Source organism: Rhizobium sp. Leaf384, from assembly GCF_001424065.1.
Lineage (GTDB): Bacteria > Pseudomonadota > Alphaproteobacteria > Rhizobiales > Rhizobiaceae > Ferranicluibacter.
The window spans coordinates 209,887-228,126 of the sequence record NZ_LMQE01000009.1; the positions used below are offsets into that span (position 1 = coordinate 209,887).

At 62.3% G+C, this 18,240-nt stretch carries 20 protein-coding genes; 8 read left to right on the forward strand and 12 right to left on the reverse strand.

What is annotated here, in order from left to right; translation table 11 throughout:
* Positions 1 to 21: 21 nt before the first annotated feature.
* Entirely contained in the window at positions 22 to 1,689 is a 1,668-nt protein-coding gene (locus ASG25_RS20320; RefSeq protein WP_062478609.1) for a methyl-accepting chemotaxis protein, read from the reverse strand.
* A gap of 788 nt (positions 1,690 to 2,477) precedes the next feature.
* On the opposite strand from ASG25_RS20320, the gene ASG25_RS20325 reads away from it, so the two are divergent.
* Positions 2,478 to 3,254 carry a FadR/GntR family transcriptional regulator gene (locus ASG25_RS20325; protein WP_082480417.1) on the forward strand — a complete coding sequence of 259 codons (777 nt, stop codon included), beginning with the start codon at positions 2,478 to 2,480 and terminating at the stop codon, positions 3,252 to 3,254.
* Between the two features lie 40 nt (positions 3,255 to 3,294).
* Positions 3,295 to 4,443: a galactonate dehydratase gene (dgoD, locus tag ASG25_RS20330; protein WP_062478612.1), complete on the forward strand. Its 1,149-nt coding sequence runs from the start codon at positions 3,295 to 3,297 to the stop codon at positions 4,441 to 4,443.
* Positions 4,444 to 4,512: 69 nt separating this feature from the next.
* On the opposite strand, the gene ASG25_RS20335 is transcribed toward dgoD, so the two are convergent.
* From ASG25_RS20335 to ASG25_RS20375, 11 genes are all read right to left on the reverse strand, one after another.
* On the reverse strand, positions 4,513 to 4,956 hold the full coding sequence (locus tag ASG25_RS20335; protein ID WP_244479464.1) for a flavin reductase: 444 nt from the start codon (positions 4,954 to 4,956) through the stop codon (positions 4,513 to 4,515).
* Between the two features lie 77 nt (positions 4,957 to 5,033).
* Positions 5,034 to 5,834, reverse strand: a complete 801-nt coding sequence (gene rutD, locus ASG25_RS20340) for a pyrimidine utilization protein D (protein ID WP_062478618.1) — start codon at positions 5,832 to 5,834, stop codon at positions 5,034 to 5,036.
* A gap of 47 nt (positions 5,835 to 5,881) precedes the next feature.
* On the reverse strand, positions 5,882 to 6,265 hold the full coding sequence (gene rutC, locus ASG25_RS20345) for a pyrimidine utilization protein C (RefSeq protein ID WP_062478621.1): 384 nt from the start codon (positions 6,263 to 6,265) through the stop codon (positions 5,882 to 5,884).
* Between the two features lie 38 nt (positions 6,266 to 6,303).
* Positions 6,304 to 7,044, reverse strand: a complete 741-nt coding sequence (rutB, locus tag ASG25_RS20350; RefSeq protein WP_062478624.1) for a pyrimidine utilization protein B — start codon at positions 7,042 to 7,044, stop codon at positions 6,304 to 6,306.
* Positions 7,041 to 8,135 carry a pyrimidine utilization protein A gene (gene rutA / locus ASG25_RS20355; RefSeq protein ID WP_062478636.1) on the reverse strand — a complete coding sequence of 365 codons (1,095 nt, stop codon included), beginning with the start codon at positions 8,133 to 8,135 and terminating at the stop codon, positions 7,041 to 7,043. The genes rutB and rutA overlap by 4 nt, the downstream gene beginning before the upstream one ends.
* A 492-nt stretch (positions 8,136 to 8,627) precedes the next feature.
* Entirely contained in the window at positions 8,628 to 8,753 is a 126-nt protein-coding gene (locus ASG25_RS23625; RefSeq protein ID WP_277996177.1) for a hypothetical protein, read from the reverse strand.
* 35 nt (positions 8,754 to 8,788) lie between these two features.
* Positions 8,789 to 8,917 carry a hypothetical protein gene (locus tag ASG25_RS23630; protein WP_274533651.1) on the reverse strand — a complete coding sequence of 43 codons (129 nt, stop codon included), beginning with the start codon at positions 8,915 to 8,917 and terminating at the stop codon, positions 8,789 to 8,791.
* A 166-nt stretch (positions 8,918 to 9,083) separates the two neighbouring features.
* Positions 9,084 to 10,106 carry a ribosome small subunit-dependent GTPase A gene (rsgA, locus tag ASG25_RS20360; protein ID WP_082480419.1) on the reverse strand — a complete coding sequence of 341 codons (1,023 nt, stop codon included), beginning with the start codon at positions 10,104 to 10,106 and terminating at the stop codon, positions 9,084 to 9,086.
* A gap of 188 nt (positions 10,107 to 10,294) precedes the next feature.
* On the reverse strand, positions 10,295 to 10,588 hold the full coding sequence (locus ASG25_RS20365) for a hypothetical protein (RefSeq protein WP_062478642.1): 294 nt from the start codon (positions 10,586 to 10,588) through the stop codon (positions 10,295 to 10,297).
* Between the two features lie 353 nt (positions 10,589 to 10,941).
* Complete coding sequence (locus ASG25_RS20370; protein WP_062478644.1) at positions 10,942 to 11,322, reverse strand: DUF6481 family protein; 381 nt, start codon at positions 11,320 to 11,322, stop codon at positions 10,942 to 10,944.
* A gap of 319 nt (positions 11,323 to 11,641) precedes the next feature.
* A complete protein-coding gene (locus ASG25_RS20375) occupies positions 11,642 to 11,851 on the reverse strand; it encodes a cold-shock protein (RefSeq protein ID WP_062478651.1) in 210 nt (69 codons plus the stop codon).
* A gap of 389 nt (positions 11,852 to 12,240) precedes the next feature.
* Between ASG25_RS20375 and ASG25_RS20380 the strand changes: the two genes are divergently transcribed.
* The 6 genes from ASG25_RS20380 (at position 12,241) to ASG25_RS20405 (ending at position 18,237) form a co-directional block, all read left to right on the forward strand.
* Positions 12,241 to 12,489: a BrnA antitoxin family protein gene (locus ASG25_RS20380; protein ID WP_062478653.1), complete on the forward strand. Its 249-nt coding sequence runs from the start codon at positions 12,241 to 12,243 to the stop codon at positions 12,487 to 12,489.
* Between the two features lie 127 nt (positions 12,490 to 12,616).
* Positions 12,617 to 13,543 carry a ribokinase gene (gene rbsK / locus ASG25_RS20385; protein WP_062478656.1) on the forward strand — a complete coding sequence of 309 codons (927 nt, stop codon included), beginning with the start codon at positions 12,617 to 12,619 and terminating at the stop codon, positions 13,541 to 13,543.
* Between the two features lie 63 nt (positions 13,544 to 13,606).
* A complete protein-coding gene (locus ASG25_RS20390) occupies positions 13,607 to 14,368 on the forward strand; it encodes a DeoR/GlpR family DNA-binding transcription regulator (protein ID WP_062478659.1) in 762 nt (253 codons plus the stop codon).
* A 124-nt stretch (positions 14,369 to 14,492) separates the two neighbouring features.
* Positions 14,493 to 16,013 (forward strand): glycerol-3-phosphate dehydrogenase, encoded by a 1,521-nt coding sequence (locus ASG25_RS20395; protein ID WP_062478664.1) that lies wholly within the window; start codon positions 14,493 to 14,495, stop codon positions 16,011 to 16,013.
* 42 nt (positions 16,014 to 16,055) lie between these two features.
* The gene (locus ASG25_RS20400; RefSeq protein ID WP_062478666.1) at positions 16,056 to 17,138 is read left to right on the forward strand and encodes an ABC transporter ATP-binding protein; all 1,083 of its coding nucleotides are present in this window, start codon (positions 16,056 to 16,058) and stop codon (positions 17,136 to 17,138) included.
* 10 nt (positions 17,139 to 17,148) lie between these two features.
* Positions 17,149 to 18,237 (forward strand): ABC transporter ATP-binding protein, encoded by a 1,089-nt coding sequence (locus tag ASG25_RS20405; RefSeq protein WP_062478670.1) that lies wholly within the window; start codon positions 17,149 to 17,151, stop codon positions 18,235 to 18,237.
* Positions 18,238 to 18,240: the final 3 nt, after the last annotated feature.

Here is an 18,240-nt window from a genome sequence, read left to right on the forward strand (position 1 = left end):
CCCGGGAAACGGATAGGGCCGTCAGGCGACCCGGCGCATTCGGGGCTCGCTGTAGGTGAAGGCTGCGAGAAGCTGGCGAAGCGCCGTGGCCTGCGCCGCCAGTTCCACGCTGGCCGCGGTGCTTTCTTCGGCCATGGCCGCGTTTTGCTGGGTCGCCTGGTCCATGGCGTTGATCGCGATATTGATCTCCCGCAGACCCACGGCCTGCTCTTTGTTCGCCTGAACAATGGCGGCGATGTTGTTATCGATCAGCCCGACCTTGTTGACGATATCCCCCAAGGCGCGGCCGGTTTGTCCAACCAGCTCGACGCCGTTGCGAACGATCCCGTTCGACGCGGCGATCAGGGCGCCGATTTCCTTTGCTGCCTGCGCCGATCGCTGCGCCAGTTCCCGGACCTCCTGTGCGACCACGGCAAATCCCCGACCGGCCTCGCCGGCGCGGGCGGCTTCGATGCCGGCGTTGAGCGCGAGCAGGTTGGTCTGGAACGCAATCTCGTCGATGACGCCGATGATGCTCGTGATCGACTGCGAGGATGAGGAGATTTCGGCCATGGCCGAGATGGCCCGCTCGACGACCGCACCGGAATGCTCGGCGCTGCTCCGCGTCTGGATGACGAGGCTCCCGGCTTCCTGGGCGCGGCTGCTCGTATCGTTGACGGTGGTGGTGATCTCTTCGAGAGCGGCCGCGCTTTCCTCAAGGCTGGCGGCATTCTGCTCGGTGCGGCGCGAGAGGCTTCCAGCGTTCTGGCTGATCTCGTTCGAACCATCGGCGATGGCAGCGACGCTGATCCCGATGTTTTCCATCGCGCCGCGGAGTTGTGCGACGGAAGCGTTGAAGTGGTGCCGCAGATCCTCCATCGAGGGCACGAACGACCTGTCGAGCGTGTGGGTGAGGTCACCGTTGGACATCGCCTTCAGCGCCAGGCCGATCTCGGCAATGGCGCACATGCGTTCGGTGACGTCGGTTGCGAACTTGACGACTTTGCAGACCTTGCCGCGGGAATCGAGGATCGGATTGTAGGCCGCCTGAATCCAGACCTCTTTCCCACCCTTGCCAACGCGCACAAATTCGTTGGCGATGAATTCTCCGTCCGCCAGCCGGCTCCAAAAACCCTTGTACTCCGGTGTGGAAATGTAGTCCTTGCGGCAGAACATGCTGTGATGTCGCCCGACGATCTCGGTGAGCTCATAGCCGAGCGTCTTGCAGAAATTTTCGTTCGCCGTGATGATTTCGCCGGTCGGATAGAATTCGATGACGGCCTGCGAGCGCGAGATGGCGTCGAGTTTGCCGGCGTCCTCGATCGCCTTTTCCTTGGCAGCCGTGATATCCGCGGCTAATTTCACCACCTTGTAGGGCTTGCCGCCCTTCATCACGGGATTATAGGTCGCCTGGATCCAAACCTCGCGGCCGCCCTTGCCGATGCGCTTGTAGGCACCGGCGTCAAAGGTTCCGCTCGCCAGACGCCTCCAGAAGGCGGCATATTCGGGAGACGCCACGGTCTCAGGATCACAAAACAGGCTGTGATGCTTGCCGGCGATTTCCGCCATCGTGTAGCCCAGCGCACGACAGAAGTTCTCGTTCGCCCGCAGGATCTTTCCTTCCAGGTCGAATTCGATGATGCCCTGAGAGTTCGAGAGCGCGTCCGAGATATCGGATCCCCGTCCCGCGATGTGATTCAATCCAAACATGTGCCCCCACTCGTTTCTTGAATGTTCATGTCCTGGTCGGTGCGATGCTGCCCGGCACCGCGAACCGTTCCAGCTTTCGGTCTCTAGCGTCTGAAAAATGACGTCTTCCTGCCTGCCCGCATTCCGCTTGATCCCTGCCATCGTGATCCTTCGGCGGCGCGTGACAGACTTGCGGCCAAGGGCTTGAAAGACGTGGACGTCACGGGGATGCGTATCGGCCGTGACCTGGAAACGGAGCCTGTCGTTCCTATCGATCCGCGGAAAAAAACGCGGCTCATGTGCCTGCAGATGGTAAGCGCTGAAATGAGATGGTGGACAACGCCGATTACGACCGCGGCACCTGCAGCGGCGTCACGCAGGAAACGTGACATGATCGACATCCAAAACCTCAGAGTTACAATTGAACCAAGCCCCCTTGGCTCTCCGTAAGGTTGAACTTAATTGCCTAAGGGACCGTTAATTGCCACCTCCCGTTTTTGCGTCCACCGTTAATTCGCGCGAGATCGGCTGTTTCCTGCGACGATCCAGACCCGATTAGCGAGCCGTTCGCGTTCGGCGGCTCGGTTACGGACGGTCGAGGCGCAAGGCGCAGGCCTTGATGGCGCCACGTTCCTCCGCCATTCGCTCTTACCCTGCAAAACGCTATCATCATAATTCGAAGCGCTCTTGTATGATGATTGATTTTCTGCTGATGTCGCTGACATGCAGGTGATTTGACGGACAGCCTCATCGGGGAACGCGGGCCGTGCCCTTTGGCGGATCGAACCGAACGGATCGGGGGAAGCAACATGAGACGACCGCGCGATCGCATCGTGGTCCAGACGGAGACGTTGGCCGAGGATGGCTCGGTCAAGCGTCCGCGCGTGCAAGACAACGTGACGCGGTCCCTGGCCTCCGATATCTGCCGCGACGTGTTTCCCCCCAGTGGCATGCTGCCAACCGAAGGGGAGTTGTGTATCCGCTACGGCGTCAGCCGCACGGTGATCCGCGAGACGCTGAAGATATTGGCGTCCAAAGGCATGGTGCGCGGACGCTCGCGCATCGGCACGCAGATCTGCCCGCTCGAAGAGTGGAATTTGCTGGATCGGCAGGTGCTCGAATGGATCGGCCCCCGAATCTTCGATCTCGATCTTCTGCAAAGCATTCTCGACGCGCGGCGGGCGACGGAGCCGTTTGCCGCCGAGCTTGCTGCAGAGCGCGCCACCGTTCAGGAAATCGCGGACATCGAACATGCCTGGCAGCGCATGCAGGATGCCGAAGGCGATGTGGAAGCCTTCACGGCGGCCGACGTTGCCTTCCACACCAACCTCATGAAGGCCAGTCACAATCAGGTCTTCATGCAGCTCTCGAGCATTATCCAGGCTGCGCTGGAGTTTTCGCTTCACGCCTCTAACGATGCGGTCGACGCTCGGGGCGAGGCCGTGGACATTCATCGCGCCTTGATCGAGGCGCTGAGGGTGCGGGACAAGGCTGCGGCCCGGGCCTGTTCGTTGCAGATGCTGGATCTTGCGGCCCGCGATCTGGCAACAGCGATGCGGAAGCATCCGCGCCGTCCCTTGCCCTGAAACTCTCTTTCCACCCACCAGCAACCCAGAGACAGATGTCATGAAAATCACGAAACTGACCACGTATATTGTGCCGCCACGCTGGATGTTCCTGAAGATCGAGACCGACGAGGGCATCACAGGCTGGGGCGAGCCGGTGGTCGAAGGCCGGGCCCTGACCGTGCAGGCTGCCGTCCACGAGCTTGAGGACTACCTGATCGGCAAGGATCCGTTTCTGATCGAGGACCACTGGAATGTCATGTATCGCGGCGGGTTCTACCGCGGCGGCGCGATCCATATGAGCGCGATCGCCGGCATCGACCAGGCGCTTTGGGATATCAAGGGCAAGGCGCTCGGTCAGCCGATCCATTCGCTGCTCGGCGGCCAGGTCCGCGACAAGATCAAGGTCTATTCCTGGATCGGTGGCGACCGGCCGAGCGACGTTGCCAACAATGCGCGCGATGTCGTCGCCCGTGGCTTCAAGGCCATCAAGCTGAACGGCTGCGAGGAGATGCAGATCGTCGATAGCTGGGACAAGGTCGAGCGTGCGGTCGAGACCATTGCGATCATTCGCGAGGCGATCGGCCCGCATGTCGGCATAGGCGTCGATTTCCATGGCCGCGTGCACCGGCCGATGGCCAAGGTGCTGGCCAAGGAACTGCAGCCCTACAATCTCATGTTCATCGAAGAGCCTGTTCTGTCGGAAAACCGGGAGGCGCTCAAGGAGATCGCCAATCATTGCTCGACGCCGATTGCGCTCGGCGAGCGGCTCTATTCGCGCTGGGACTTCAAGCAGGTCCTCTCCGACGGCTACGTCGATATCCTCCAGCCGGACCTGTCGCATGCCGGCGGCATCACGGAATGCCGCAAGATCGCGGCAATGGCCGAGGCCTATGATGTGGCGCTGGCGCCCCATTGCCCGCTCGGACCGATCGCGCTTGCCGCCTGCCTGCAGGTCGATGCCGTCAGCTACAACGCCTTCATTCAGGAACAGAGCCTCGGCATCCACTACAACACGGGCAACGATATCCTCGATTACATCTCCAACAAGGAGGTCTTCCACTACGAGGACGGCTTCGTCTCCATTCCGCAGGGCCCGGGCCTCGGGATCGAGGTCGACGAAGACTATGTGATCGCGCGCGCCGCCGAGGGCCACCGCTGGCGCAACCCGCTGTGGCGTCATTCCGACGGAAGCGTCGCTGAGTGGTAGGGGCCTGACAGGAGGTCGCCGGAACCGTTGACGCAAGCGACCGCCGGTGCCCTTGGGTGTCGGCGGTCGTCAGACCTCGTGGTAGGCGCGGTCGAAATAGAGCAGCGCCTTCCCCTCAGCACGCGACGCCGTGGAAACCACGCGGCAGAACAGAACGTCGTGCGTGCCCTGGGCAACCGTGCTCTCGATCCGGCAATCGAAAGAAACGAGCGCGTCGTCCAGAACGGGGGCTCCCGTCGACAAGATTGACCAGTCGGCTGTCGCAAATCGTTCGGCCGCCGGTGTCTTCCCGCCGAAAAGCTGTGAAAGGCCTTGGTGGCCGGCATTCAGCGTGTTGACGCAGAGCACCTTGTTCACTGTGACGGCGTCATAGACCGAGGCAGAGCGGTTGAGACAGACGAGAAGCGTCGGCGGGTCGTCGGTCACGCTGCAGACGGCCGTTGCGGCAAAGCCGGTGCGGCCCCCCGGGCCATCCGTCGTGATGATGTTGACGGCGGCACCGAGCTTCGACATCGCACCGCGAAACGCGGCACGTCGGGCGTCGTGGTCGGAGATCTCCGCAAGGTCCGTGCGTGCGGACGCGGCCGTGTTCATGAAACGCTCACTTTCTCTCGGTTCGGGCCTGCAAGAAACTGCACCAGCCGCTGATTGAAGGGACCGGGATCTACAATGTTCACGGCATGGCCGCCATGATCGACGAGGTCCAGGATGGCATTTGGAAGACCATCGGCCAGCCGTTTCGAGCGGGTCCAGGGAACGAGGAGGTCATCCCGGCTTGCCATCACCAAGGTCTCGTGCCCGATGTCCGCCAGCCGGTTGTCGATATCGAAGGTGCGCAGCGCCGCGATGCGGCGCAGCAAATTGGTTTTGCCCTGAAAATGCGCAATTGCGTGCGCTTCGTCCGCGGCCATGCGGTCCGCATTCTCCGACATCCATACGGCGGGGTAGAGAAACAGGGGCTGTGCCTTGACGAAGGCCGGTATGCCGGACGCCTCCAGAAGCTCGATGCGGATGTCGAAGCAGCGGCCCGAATGCGGGTCGGCCTTGCTCCACGCATTGACAAGCGCAAGCCGACCGATACGACCGGGTTGGCGCAGCGCGATGTCGAGACCGATCAGTCCGCCCAGCGCGTGACCGACGAAGTCGACCTGATCGATCTCTTGCGCATCGAGAAGATCCAGCACGTCGTCGGCCATCGCCGTGATACCGCCCGTGGCCGGCACGTCGCCACCTGTGCGGCCCGTTCCACGGTGGTCATAGGTGACCACGCGGAACGTGTCCGTCAGGGCGGGGATCTGCTCCGCCCAGTAGCTGCCGGAGCCGCCGAGGCCGGAGGACAACAGAACGGTGCGGGCAGCCGCATCCGTCCGGCCGTGGATTTCGACATGCATGTCTTTGCTCTTCTTCCTTGCCACGCCGAAGCGGATCGCGTCTCTGCTCAGCCGATATGGGCGATGGTGGCGATCTCGATCAGGGCGTCCGGCTTGACGAGGCCGCACTGGATGCAGAAGCGCGCCGGCTTGTCGCCTGGGAAATATTCGGCATAGACCGCGTTCACGGCCTGATAGTTCGCCCAATCGGTGATGAAGATGTGGTTCATGGTGACGTCGTCCATCGTCCCGCCGGCTGTCTCGATGACCGACTTGATGGTTTCGAGCACATGGCGCGTCTGGGCGCCGGCATCACCGACGTGAACGACGTCGTTGTTCTTATCGAAGGGCAGGGTGCCCGACACATAGACGACGCCATCGGCAAGCGTGCCCGGTGAAAACGGAGCGATCGGCTTGTGCGTGCCTTCCGGGACGATGATGGACTTCGGCATGGGGACTCCTTGGACGGTGTGAAAAATGCGGGCGGGCGTCAGCGCGCCTCGGGCGCGGCCTGCGAGATCGCGCCACAGAAGTCACTGACGGTCGATACCCAGCCGAAGAACTTCTCGACATTGTAGACCGTCGCCTGCTGGATGAACGCCGGCCCGAGATGATGCGTCGCATCTTCCAGCATGACGCCGAAGTATTCCAGATGAAAGGCATCGCGCAGCGAGCTCTCGACACAGACATTCGTGGCAATGCCGACGAAGACCAGATTGCGAATGCCGCGGGCGCGCAGGACACTGTCCATGTTCGTGTTGAAGAACCCGCTATAGCGCGTCTTCGGCACGAGGATGTCGCCCGGCTGGGGCTGGAGGGCGTCGACGATCGCATAATCCCAGGTGCCCTTGGCCAGGAGCTGCCCCTGCAGCTCCGGACGCGCGCGCATCGTTTTCAGCGCATTCGACTTGTGCCAGTTCGGGGAACCCGGCCCGCCTGCCTCCACATAGTCCTTGTCCCACCCGTTCTGAAAGTAGACAACGAGCACGCCGGCCGCGCGCGCGGCGTCCAGCGTCTTCTGGATATTGGCGATGGTGCCCTTTGCCCCCGCAATGTCGAACCCCGCGAGGTCGACGTAGCCGCCTTCGGTCGAGTAGGCGTTCTGCATATCCACGACGACGACCGCGGTCTCGTTCGGCTTCAGGCTGATCGGCTCGGGCCGTGCAGGGACGGTCACGCTTTGAACGTGGCGGCGGGGCAGCTGGTAGCCGGCGGTAACGGTGCCGCTCATTGGGCGGCCTCCAAGGTCATCGTCACGGCGTCCTGCCGGCAGGCCATCAGCGGCTGGATGCGGGTCCCGAAGTCCTCGATGCCTTTGAGAAAGTCATCGAAGGTGAGCAGCACACCGCCGGTACCGGGAACGGTCGGCACTTCGTCCAGCAATCGGGCGACTGTCTCGAACGAGCCGACCAGTGTCCCCATGTTGATGTTGACGGCGGAAACAGGATCGGCCATCTGGCGGACATTCGTGTCTGTGCCTGAGCGTTTATCGGCGGCGCCCTGAACGCCAAGCCACTGGATCGCCTCCTGATCGGCGCCGGCCTTGTAGTGTTCCCACTTGGCGCGCGCGGCCTCGTCGGTTTCATCGGCGATGATCATGAAGAGAACGAAGGACGAGACCGGACGCCCGGTTTTCTCTGTTGCGGCGATCAGCCGCTCGGCGGCCGGAGCGAAAGCCTTGGGCGTGTTGACGCCGACGCCGAAACAGAAGTTGTAATCGGCATACGCCGCCGAGAAATCCATTCCGGCCGTGGAGGAGCCCGCACAGATGATCTTCATGTCGGCTTGTGGGCGGGGCGAGAGGCGGCAGTCGTCCATCTGAAAGAACTCGCCCTTGAGATCGCTCGTGCCCGTTTCCCAGAGATCGCGCAGGACCGTCGCATACTCTGCCAGATAGTCATATCGCCGGGAGAAGTACTCGTCGCCCGGCCACATCCCCATCTGCGAATATTCCGGACGCTGCCAGCCCGTGACGAGGTTCACGCCGAAGCGACCATTGGAAATGCTGTCGATGGTGGAGGCCATGCGTGCCACGATGGCCGGCGGCATGACGAGGCTTGCAGCGGTCGCAAACAGCTTGATGCGGGTGGTGACGGCGGCCAGGCCTGCCATCAACGTGAAGGACTCGAGGTTGTGGTCCCAGAACTCTGTCTTGCCGCCGAAGCCGCGCAGCTTGATCATCGAGAGCACGAAATCCAGGCCATATTTCTCGGCCTTCAGCGTGATCTCCTTGTTGAGCTCAAAGCTCGGTTTGTATTGCGGCGCGTTTTCCGACAGCAGCCAGCCATTGTTGCCAATCGGGATGAAGATGCCGATTTCCATGCTGCGATCCCCTCGTTGTTCGCGTGATTTCGGCCTCGCCGACCGGTTTCTGCGGCAAACCTGCAACGAAAAAAAAGAATGCACCAGAGAAAAATTTATCAAACAGTAAAAAATTTACCGTTTGATAAATAAATGCGCAAGTCGTTGGCAGAATGATGAAATTTTGAACGCGCCCAGCGCAATTCGTGGGCACGCTTGCGGATTCTCGATGCCATGCGCGATCGCTCGCAGGTCATCATCGACCTCGAGGCAGGGGAAACGGACAGGCGCAAACCCATCAAGTGATATCAGTGGTTCGGGAGAGAACGGGAGACCGACAAGCTGTGTTGTGGTGCTCGGGATTGGCAAGACGGACCTTGATCGGTAAACGCCTGGCCCTGTTTCAGGGCGTGCCTGACCGAGAGGAGTGACGTCCGATACTACGTGGCGACATCCATCCTCTCAGCCTTTGTGATCGGCCACGACATTGCGCGCGGCACGATCGTCAGCGTGTCAGCCCTTCTTGCCGGACGTCGCAGCCTTCACCTGGGAGCCCAGCGTGGGCGCAGGGGCTGCGGCCGCCTTGTCCTTCTTGGGCTTGCGGGTTTCCTTGTTGCTGCGAACTTGACCTTTGGCCATGGTGTCCTCCGAAAGTGATAGGGGTTTCGGCTGGCTTACCAGGCGAAGCCCATGAGCGTGCAGTAGGTGATGAAGATCAGCGACAGAGCGGGCGTCGCCTTCACGAGGAAGAGCGCCGTCTGGGATGTGACAGTTGGTACGAATGCGGTCGACGTGGAAGACATGATGTCCTCCTTTGCTTTGGGGCCAGGGTATCATGACCCCGAAGCGGCAGCGCCCGCATCATAAGCTGCCGAAGGTTTCATCTTGCGCCTAAATCGGTGAATTGGCAATGGGTTGCCGTCTGCGACAAGCGGTCGATCCCGGCGCTTTGGCGATCCGGGCGGCTTGCTAGTACTTCTTCTTTCGCAGGATCTTGTTGCCCTTCGGGCCGCTCGAGACGGGCGTCTTTTCGCGATTTTCGGCGAGGAGGCCACGCCAGCGTTCGAGGCGCCCGGCGTCCAGGCTGCCGTCCTTGATCGCGGCCTGCACGGCACAGCCCGGCTCGTGCTGGTGCGTGCAATCCCGGAACCGGCAGAGCGGTGCCAGTTCGGTGATCTCCGCAAACAGCGTGTCGATCCCATCGGTGACGTCGCTGACGTAAAGCGTCCGAATACCCGGCGTATCGATCACCCAGCCGCCTCCGGCGATCGCATGCAGCGAACGAGCCGTGGTGGTGTGCCGGCCTTTCGCGTCGTGCTGGCGGATCTCGCCCGTTTTCTGCTGCGCCGCGATTCCGGATCCGGCAAGCGTGTTGACGAGGGTCGACTTGCCGACGCCCGAGGAACCGACGAGCGCAACCGTTTCGCCCGGCCCGCACCAGGGCGAAAGCTTCTCCAAAGCATCCGGCGAGCGGGCATTGAGCGTGACGATCGGAAGATCGCGCTGCAGCGCGCGCGCCTGGGTTTCATAGGCCGCAGCATCGTCGACCGTGTCGGCTTTCGTCAGGACGATGACGGGCCGGGTTCCTGCCTGGTTCGCCATGATGAGATAGCGTTCGAGACGCGCCGGATTGAAATCTGCGTTGCAGGAGGTGACGATAAACAGCGTATCGACATTGGCGGCCGCGAGTTGCTGGCCATGACTTCCCTCTGTCCGGCGTTGCAGCACCGTCTCGCGCTCCAGCCGGCGCACGAAGTCGCCGGTCAGGGGAGAGGCCAGCACCCAGTCTCCGACGGCAAAGTCCGCCGTGTTGGTGTTGGGCGGCAGCTGGAGATCGGCCGGGCCATCCGCATCGATCACATCAATGCGTGCGCGGTGAACGGAGGAGACGCGAAGCGGCCTCAGGTCGATCTCGTCCGGCGACAGCTGATCGGAAAACGCTTGCGACCAGCCGAGAAGCCGCAGGCGGTCGGCGTCGCTAAAGACGGTCAAAGCCGCGTCCGCGGAAGTGTCGGCGATATCATGACCGGGCCCTTGGCGCTGGTGTTCAAATCAGGCGGATGCGCAGGCGCGCCGTGCCGTCCAACTCTATAGGAACGACCGAGGCCTGTCGGCAAGCCCTGTTGTCACGAGGGACACGGTGACCGGCGAGACAGACAACCGAACCGCCGACGCTTCGATCACTTGTTCTGGAGCAGCCAGATCTTGCCGGCCATCGTGATCTCATGCGGTGTTTCCAGCGGCGCGCTGTCGGACTCGACCGCCCGAAGGAAGCCCATGCCCCGAAGCTCGTCGAGCGTCGTGGTCGTCACGAACTTGATCTTCTGCGGACGCTCCTTGAAACGATCGGTTTTGGCATAGGTGATGGTAGCGTTTTCGTGCGTCCACTTCTTGGCCTCCTGCGGGAAGAGGTTGCCGTCCTTGGCAAGCTTCAATCCCCGGATCTGGGTCGGCGTCAGTGTCAGAGTGGTCATTTCGGGTCCTTCAAGTGGGATATGCGCCCATCCCACATTTATGGGCCACGATCTTCCGATCTCACGGGCACGGCAGTGTGCGGGCGGTTACCCGCCAATGAAAAGCGATCGCAGGCAGGCCTGCAGCATGCTGTCAGATCCGCCGCTCGCAGACGCTGACCGTCCAGACCTGCGGCCCGCCGGACTGTACCTTCAGCGGGCGCTCGGCTCCAGAGACCGCGATCGATCTGCGGGAACGCGGCATTTTGCCAGATCGGTTCAGGCCGAAAGCGGCTTTTGAACCCTTGGCATGTCAGGCTGTGGACATAGGGATGGCGGTGACAGGCACCGCCATCGGCCAATGCCGAGCCGTGTCAGCCCTGTCGGGCCTTGCGCGCCGCATAACGGCGGTCGCGTTCGGCCTTGCGGGCTGCCTCATCGGCGACCACGCGTGCAACGCGATCGTTGACTTCAGCCTGTTTGGCTTCGGCTTCCGCCCGCTCCGCGGCCTCTGCCGCCTGGGCTGCTTCCGCAGCCTCGGCCATCAACCGTTCGTTTTCGGCCTTCTTCAAGGCGTCGCGTTCGGCACGGCGTGCTTCTCGCGCTTTTGCCGTTGCTTCGCGGGCCGCAAGCTGGGCCTGCATTTCAGGATCGGTCGGCTTGGGGGCGGCAGCAAATTTTGCGAGAAGCTGCTTCTTGGCTTCGATCGCCGTCTTCCGGCGCTCGTTGAAGCCATTGTCGTTCGGGTGTCTCAACGTGTCTTCCTTGTTCTACTTTCTCGATGGCAGCCAGGCCGCCCGGTCTTCCGGCACGGATCGCATCCGTGACATCCCACACGCAGCTTGCCGGCAGTGGTGCCGGTCCCGAGGTGTCCCCGGACGTGGCTTGCCGGGCGCATCATGCCGCAAATCCGTGCGAACCGAAAGAACATCGTCGCAGGCTGGGTCGGAAATGCCGCCAGAAGGCTGCCAATCGTGCGGGTCGGCCGACGCAAAAAGGCCAGGCATCCGCCTGACCTTTCATTATCTCATGCTTCCCCTGCCGGTACATCCGCGGTCAAGGGTCGCGAAAGACTTAAGCTGCCTGGAGCGAGCCAGCGGACATCTTGCCCGACTTGCGGTCCTTCTCGAGCTCGAAGCCGAGCTTCTGGCCTTCGACGATTTCGCGCATGCCAGCGCGTTCGACGGCCGAGATGTGAACGAAGACGTCAGCCGAGCCATCGTCCGGCTGAATGAAGCCGAAGCCCTTGGTGGCGTTGAACCATTTTACGGTGCCTGTGGTCATGACAAACCCTTTCAGTGCAATATACGTTGCCCGCCATACGACGCATGGCAGGATTTTGTCGATTTTTGAGAGGGGATTTTATCACGAAGCGCGAGGCGCAGTAAAAAAACGATCTGCAAACAAAGTATCGATGTTGGTCTTATACGGCACGAGATACGGTTTGTCAAACGCGACCGGGGCGAATAGGCGCAGGCATACGAAAGAATGGCGAAGGAGGCCTGAATAACGTCCCGAAATACTATCGAAAATCTGCGCGCTGGCGCGCGTCTCGGCGGGCGGCATGTCCGCGAAATCGCTTGTGGACGTTTTCGAAATGGTGTCGATTCCCCGAGCGCGCGTTGGAAATACTGATAGAGTCGCGCTTTCCATTCGATACGAGGACGATACTGATGGCGATGACCCCCCGCCGACCCATGAGCGCCAAGGATGCGGCCGAAGCGCTCTTCAAGCCGGTCAAAAAGCCGGTTGCGCCGGCCGTCGAGCGTCAGCTCGTTCCGAAGATCCGGGAGATGGTCACGCTGAAGATCGACAGCGATGTTCTGGCTCACTTCCAGTCAGGCGGACCGGGGTGGCAGGAACGCGTCAACGCCACGCTTCGCGCCGCAATGACCCAGGCGGCCGAAACCCACAAAGACTAGCACTCGACGCGACGCGAGTGTTGGCCGCAGCGCGTCTGCCGGCGAGATCGGGGAGGAGAGCCTGATCATCCCGCGGGCCCGGATGTGAAGAGACAGCCATGGGGAGACTTTGGGTGAGGAGACAGGCGTGACGAAGACCGGCGTATCCATTCTTGGAATTTTCGTGGCCGATACGGCTTATCTCGCGGCCAGGATGCCCGTGATCGGCGAGACGATCCGCGGCAGCGGGTTTGCCGTCGGGCCCGGCGGCAAAGGCTCCAACCAGGCGGTGGCAGCAGCGCGCGCCGGAGCTGCGGTGTCCTTCATCTCGAAGATCGGCCGCGATACCTTCGGCGAACTTGCGCAAAAGACCTATGCGGAGGCGGGCGTCACGCCCGTCTTGACCGTCATGGACACGGAGCCGACCGGCGCTGCCTTCATCTACGTCAATGATCGCAATGGCGACAATGCCATCATCGTCTATCCCGGGGCGGCGGGCACGATCGCCGTCGAGGATGTCGAGGCCGCGCGCAACACGATCGAGACCTCCGCCGTCTTCGTGACCCAGCTGGAGCAGCCGGTCGCAGCGGCACAGCGTGCGCTCGAGATCGCGCGGGCTGCCGGCGTGGTGACCGTCTTCAACCCTGCGCCGGCCGAGACCTTTCCCGACGCGCTCTACGGTTTGAGCGACTATATCATTCCAAACGAAACCGAGGCGGCGGCTCTCGTCGGTTTCGGCATCGAGACGCTCGATGACGCGCGGCGCGCGGGCGATGCCTTGATGGCGCGGGGCGCAGGTGCTGCCGTGATCACGCTCGGCGGACGCGGCGTGCTTCTGCATACCGCGTCGCAATCGCTTCACCTCCCGGTTTTCACCGTCGGGCCGGTGATCGACACCACGGGTGCCGGCGATGCCTTCGTCGGCGGTTTTTCGGCCGCGCTCTCCGCCGGACGCGACCCCGTGGATGCTGTGCGGTTCGGCTGCGCCGCGGCCGGCATTTCCGTCACGCGGCGGGGCACGGCACCCGCGATGCCCGCTCTCGAAGAGATCGAGGCCGTTCTCGCCCGAGGATGACACGGCAGATTGTGCTTCTTTCGTTTTCCGCCTAGACTGAAAGAAACGAAAGGGGAGGACGCCGTGCTGCTATCGTCGCGCCAGAGCGAGATCGTATCGATTGCACGCGAGCAGGGGCGGGTCCTTGTCGAGGATCTTGCACTGCGGTTTTCCGTCTCGCCGCAGACGATCCGAAAGGATCTAAATGACCTCTGCGATGCGCGTACGCTGAACCGGATTCATGGCGGCGCCGTTTTCCCGCGGGGCAATGAAAATGTCGAATACGAAGAGCGCCGATCCATGGCCGCGCTGGAGAAGCAGGCGATCGGACGGGCCGCCGCTGCGCTCATACCCGACAACGCGTCGCTCTTCATCAATATCGGAACGACGACCGAGACGGTCGGTGACGCGCTTGTGGATCATGCGTCCCTGATGGTGATCACCAATAACATCAATGTCGCCAATCGCCTGCGCGTCTATCCGCAAATCGAGGTGGTCATTGCCGGGGGCGTGGTCCGGGGGTCGGATGGCGGCATCGTGGGCGAAGCGGCGGTCGATTTCATTCGCCAGTTCAAGGTCGATTTCGCGATCATCGGCGTCTCCGCGATCGATGAAGACGGCGCTTTGCTCGACTATGATTTCCGGGAGGTCAAGGTGGCGCAGGCGATCATCGCCAATGCGCGACACGTGATCCTCGTTTCTGATTCTTCCAAATTTGATCGCACGGCGCCGGTTCGCATCGGCCACATATCCCAGGTCGATACGTTCATCACCGATCGATGCCCGTCCGACAGCGTCCGCGCCATCTGTCGCGAGCATAAGGTCGAGTTGATGGAAACCGCTTGATCGCTTTACCGGGCACAAAGACGGAATCCGAACGGCTTTCATTTGACATTCGTTTCATTTTCGCTTTAGATACGCTTGTTTCGCAGATGCGCTTTTATGTTGCATTGCGAAAGGGGTGGAGAACATGGCAGGGCAGGAACCTTTCGATATCTTCGTCATCGGCGGCGGCATCAATGGCTGCGGCATCGCGCGCGATGCTGTCGGTCGCGGATACTCTGTCGCTCTTGCCGAGATGAACGATTTCGCGTCGGGCACATCGTCCGGTGCCACGAAGCTGATCCATGGCGGCCTGCGATACCTCGAGCATTATGAATTCCGGCTCGTCCGCGAGTCGCTGATGGAGCGCGAAGTGCTGTGGGCGATGGCCCCGCACATCATCTGGCCGATGCGCTTCGTCCTGCCGTTCCACAAGGGTGGCATACGCCCTGCCTGGCTCATCCGCCTCGGTCTTTTCCTCTACGATCACATCGGCGGCCGCAAGCTTCTACCCGCGACGAAGACGCTCGACATGCGGCGCGATCCTGCCGGCAGGCCCCTCAAGCCGCTCTTTACGAAGGCGTTCGAATATTCCGACGGCTGGGTGGACGACGCGCGCCTCGTGGTGTTGAACGCCCGTGACGCCGCCAATCGGGGCGCCGAGATCCTGTCGCGCAGCCGCGTCACCTCGGCCCGTCGCGAGGGGAAGCTCTGGGCGGTGGATATCCAGGAAGGCAAGGGCGGGCCCGTGCGGCGCATCATGGCGCGCATGCTGGTCAACGCGGCGGGCCCATGGGTCGATCGGGTCCTGTCCAATGCGGTCGGCAAGAATCAGGTTCACAATGTCCGTCTCGTTCAGGGCAGCCACATCGTCATCCGTCAGAAGTTCAACGACCCCCGGGCCTATTTCTTCCAGAACCCCGACGGTCGGATCATCTTCGCCATTCCCTACGAGCGCGATTTCACGCTGATCGGCACGACGGACCAGGATTTTACTGGCGATCCCAAGGATATCCGCATTACCGAGGCCGAAACGGAGTATCTCTGCAAGGCGGCAAGCGAGTACTTCGCCGAGCCGGTGCGCCGTGAGGACATTGTCTGGAGCTATTCCGGCGTGCGGCCGCTGTTCGATGACGGCGCGTCCAAGGCGCAGGAAGCAACGCGCGACTACGTGCTAAAGGTCGAGGGCGAAGACGGCGCAGCGCCGCTCCTCAACGTCTTCGGGGGCAAGCTGACCACCTATCGCCGACTGGCTGAACACGCGATCGAAAAGATCGGCGAGGCAATCGGCAACAAGGGGTCGGCCTGGACGGCCAAGAGCAAGCTTCCGGGGGGCGATTTCGCACCGACGGGGTATGAGGCGCAGGTGGCCGCGCTGAAATCCCGATCCCCCTTCCTGACCGATCGCCATGCCCGGCGGCTGGTCCGGCTCTATGGAACGCTGGCCGCCGAGATCGTCGGCGATGCGCCGTCGATCGAGGCGCTCGGTCGGCACTACGGCGCGGATCTCTATGGCTGCGAGGTTCGCTATCTAATCGAGCGGGAGTGGGCGCGGACGGCTGAGGACATCCTCTGGCGCCGGACCAAGCTCGGACTGAACCTTTCGAAGACCGAGGCGAGCGCGCTCGCGGACGACATGCAGGAATTGACGGCGCGCTGCGTCGCCTGAGGCTGCTCCAAGGAGGGAGCGCTGCAGGCTGGGAGGAACGACATGCTGGAACTGACCGATATCACCAAGGTCGTGGGAGCGGATACGCATATCCACCCGACGAACCTCGTGTTGCAGCGCGGTTCGCTGAACGTGCTGCTGGGGCCGACACTGTCGGGCAAGACCTCGCTGATGCGGTTGATGGCGGGGCTGGACAAGCCCACATCCGGGACGATCCGCTTCGACGGCAAGGACGTGACGGGCGTTCGCGTGCAGGATCGTTCGGTCGCCATGGTCTACCAGCAGTTCATCAATTATCCCGCCATGACGGTCTACGAGAACATCGCGTCGCCGATGCGAATTGCCGGCAAGGACGCGGCCACCATCGACCGCGAGGTCAAGAAGGCGGCCGAGCTGATGAAGCTGACGCCGTATCTTGCCCGCACGCCGCTCAATCTGTCCGGTGGGCAGCAGCAGCGCACGGCCCTGGCGCGCGCGATCGTAAAGAATGCAAGCCTGGTGCTTCTCGATGAGCCGCTTGCCAACCTCGACTACAAGCTGCGCGAAGAGCTTCGCGAAGAGCTGCCCAAGATCTTCGCAGCCTCCGGTGCGATCTTCGTCTATGCGACGACGGAGCCGGGCGAAGCACTTCTCCTCGGCGGCCATACCGCCACCATGCATCAGGGCACCATCAGCCAGTTCGGTCCCACGATCGAGGTCTATCGCCGTCCGGCCGATCTCGTCACGGCACGCACCTTCGCCGATCCGCCGCTGAACACCCTGTCCGTCGTCAAGTCCGGCGGCAGTTTCCTGCTGGACGGTGCGCCGCTTCTCCCGGTCCCCGCACATCTTGCGGGCATCGCGGACGGTCCGTGCACGATTGGTTTCCACCCCTACCATCTGTCGCTCGAGGGTTCATCGGAGGCGGCCGCCAGGCTGCCCGCGCGCATCATCATCAGCGAGATCGCCGGCTCGGAAAGCTTCGTGCACGTCGAATGTGCCGGCGCACGCTGGGTCATGCTGGAGCCCGGCATCCGCAACATCGAGCCGGACACGCCGATCAACCTGATGCTCGATACGCGTCATCTCATGGCTTTTTCCACCGACGGACGCGCCATCGACGGCCGTCTCGACAGAGCGGCGTGAGGAGACAGACATGGCCCGCATCAGCCTCGACCATATCCGCCACGCCTACGGCCCCAATCCGAAATCGCCTGCTGATTATTCGCTGAAAGAGGTTCATCACGATTGGGACGATGGCGGCGCCTACGCACTGCTCGGGCCATCCGGCTGCGGCAAGACCACGCTGCTCAACATCATCTCCGGCCTCGTCTCGCCGTCCGAAGGTCGAATCCTGTTCGACGGGCGCGATGTGACCAATCTGCCGACGCAGGATCGCAACATCGCGCAGGTGTTCCAGTTCCCGGTGATCTACGACACGATGACGGTCTACGACAATCTGGCTTTCCCCTTGCGCAATCGCCGCGTTCCGGAAGCCGAGGTCGATAGGCGGGTCAAGGAGATCCTCGAGATGATCGATCTGTCGTCCTGGGCAAAGAGGACGGCCCGCGGCCTGACGGCCGACCAGAAGCAGAAGATTTCTCTTGGCCGCGGTCTCGTGCGCAATGACGTCAGCGCCATCCTGTTCGACGAGCCGCTGACCGTCATCGATCCGCATATGAAATGGGTTCTGCGGTCGCAGTTGAAGCGCCTGCACAAGCAGTTCGGCTTCACCATGGTCTATGTCACGCACGACCAGACCGAAGCCCTGACCTTCGCCGACAAGGTCGTCGTCATGTATGACGGCGAGATCGTCCAGATCGGGACGCCGGCGGAGCTTTTCGAGCGGCCGCGACACACCTTCGTCGGCTATTTCATCGGCTCGCCGGGCATGAATGTCATCCCGGCGCGCATCGACGGGACGACGGCCGACCTTGGCGGCGGGCAGGTCGCCCTCGGCTTCCGGCCGGAGATCGCGAGCGGCGCCAAGGTCGAACTCGGCATCCGCCCCGAATTCGTCCGGCTCGGCCGCGAGGGCATGCCGGTGACGATTTCGAAGGTCGAGGACATCGGCCGCCACAAGATCGTCCGCGCTCTGTTTGCGGACCGGCCGATGGCGATCGTGGTGGAAGAGAACGGCGAGATCCCTTCGGAGCCGCGCATCACCTTCGATCCTGCCGCCGTCAACATCTATGCCGACAGCTGGCGGGTCTCCGATCCGTCTGTTGCCAACGGGAGGGCCTGAGCC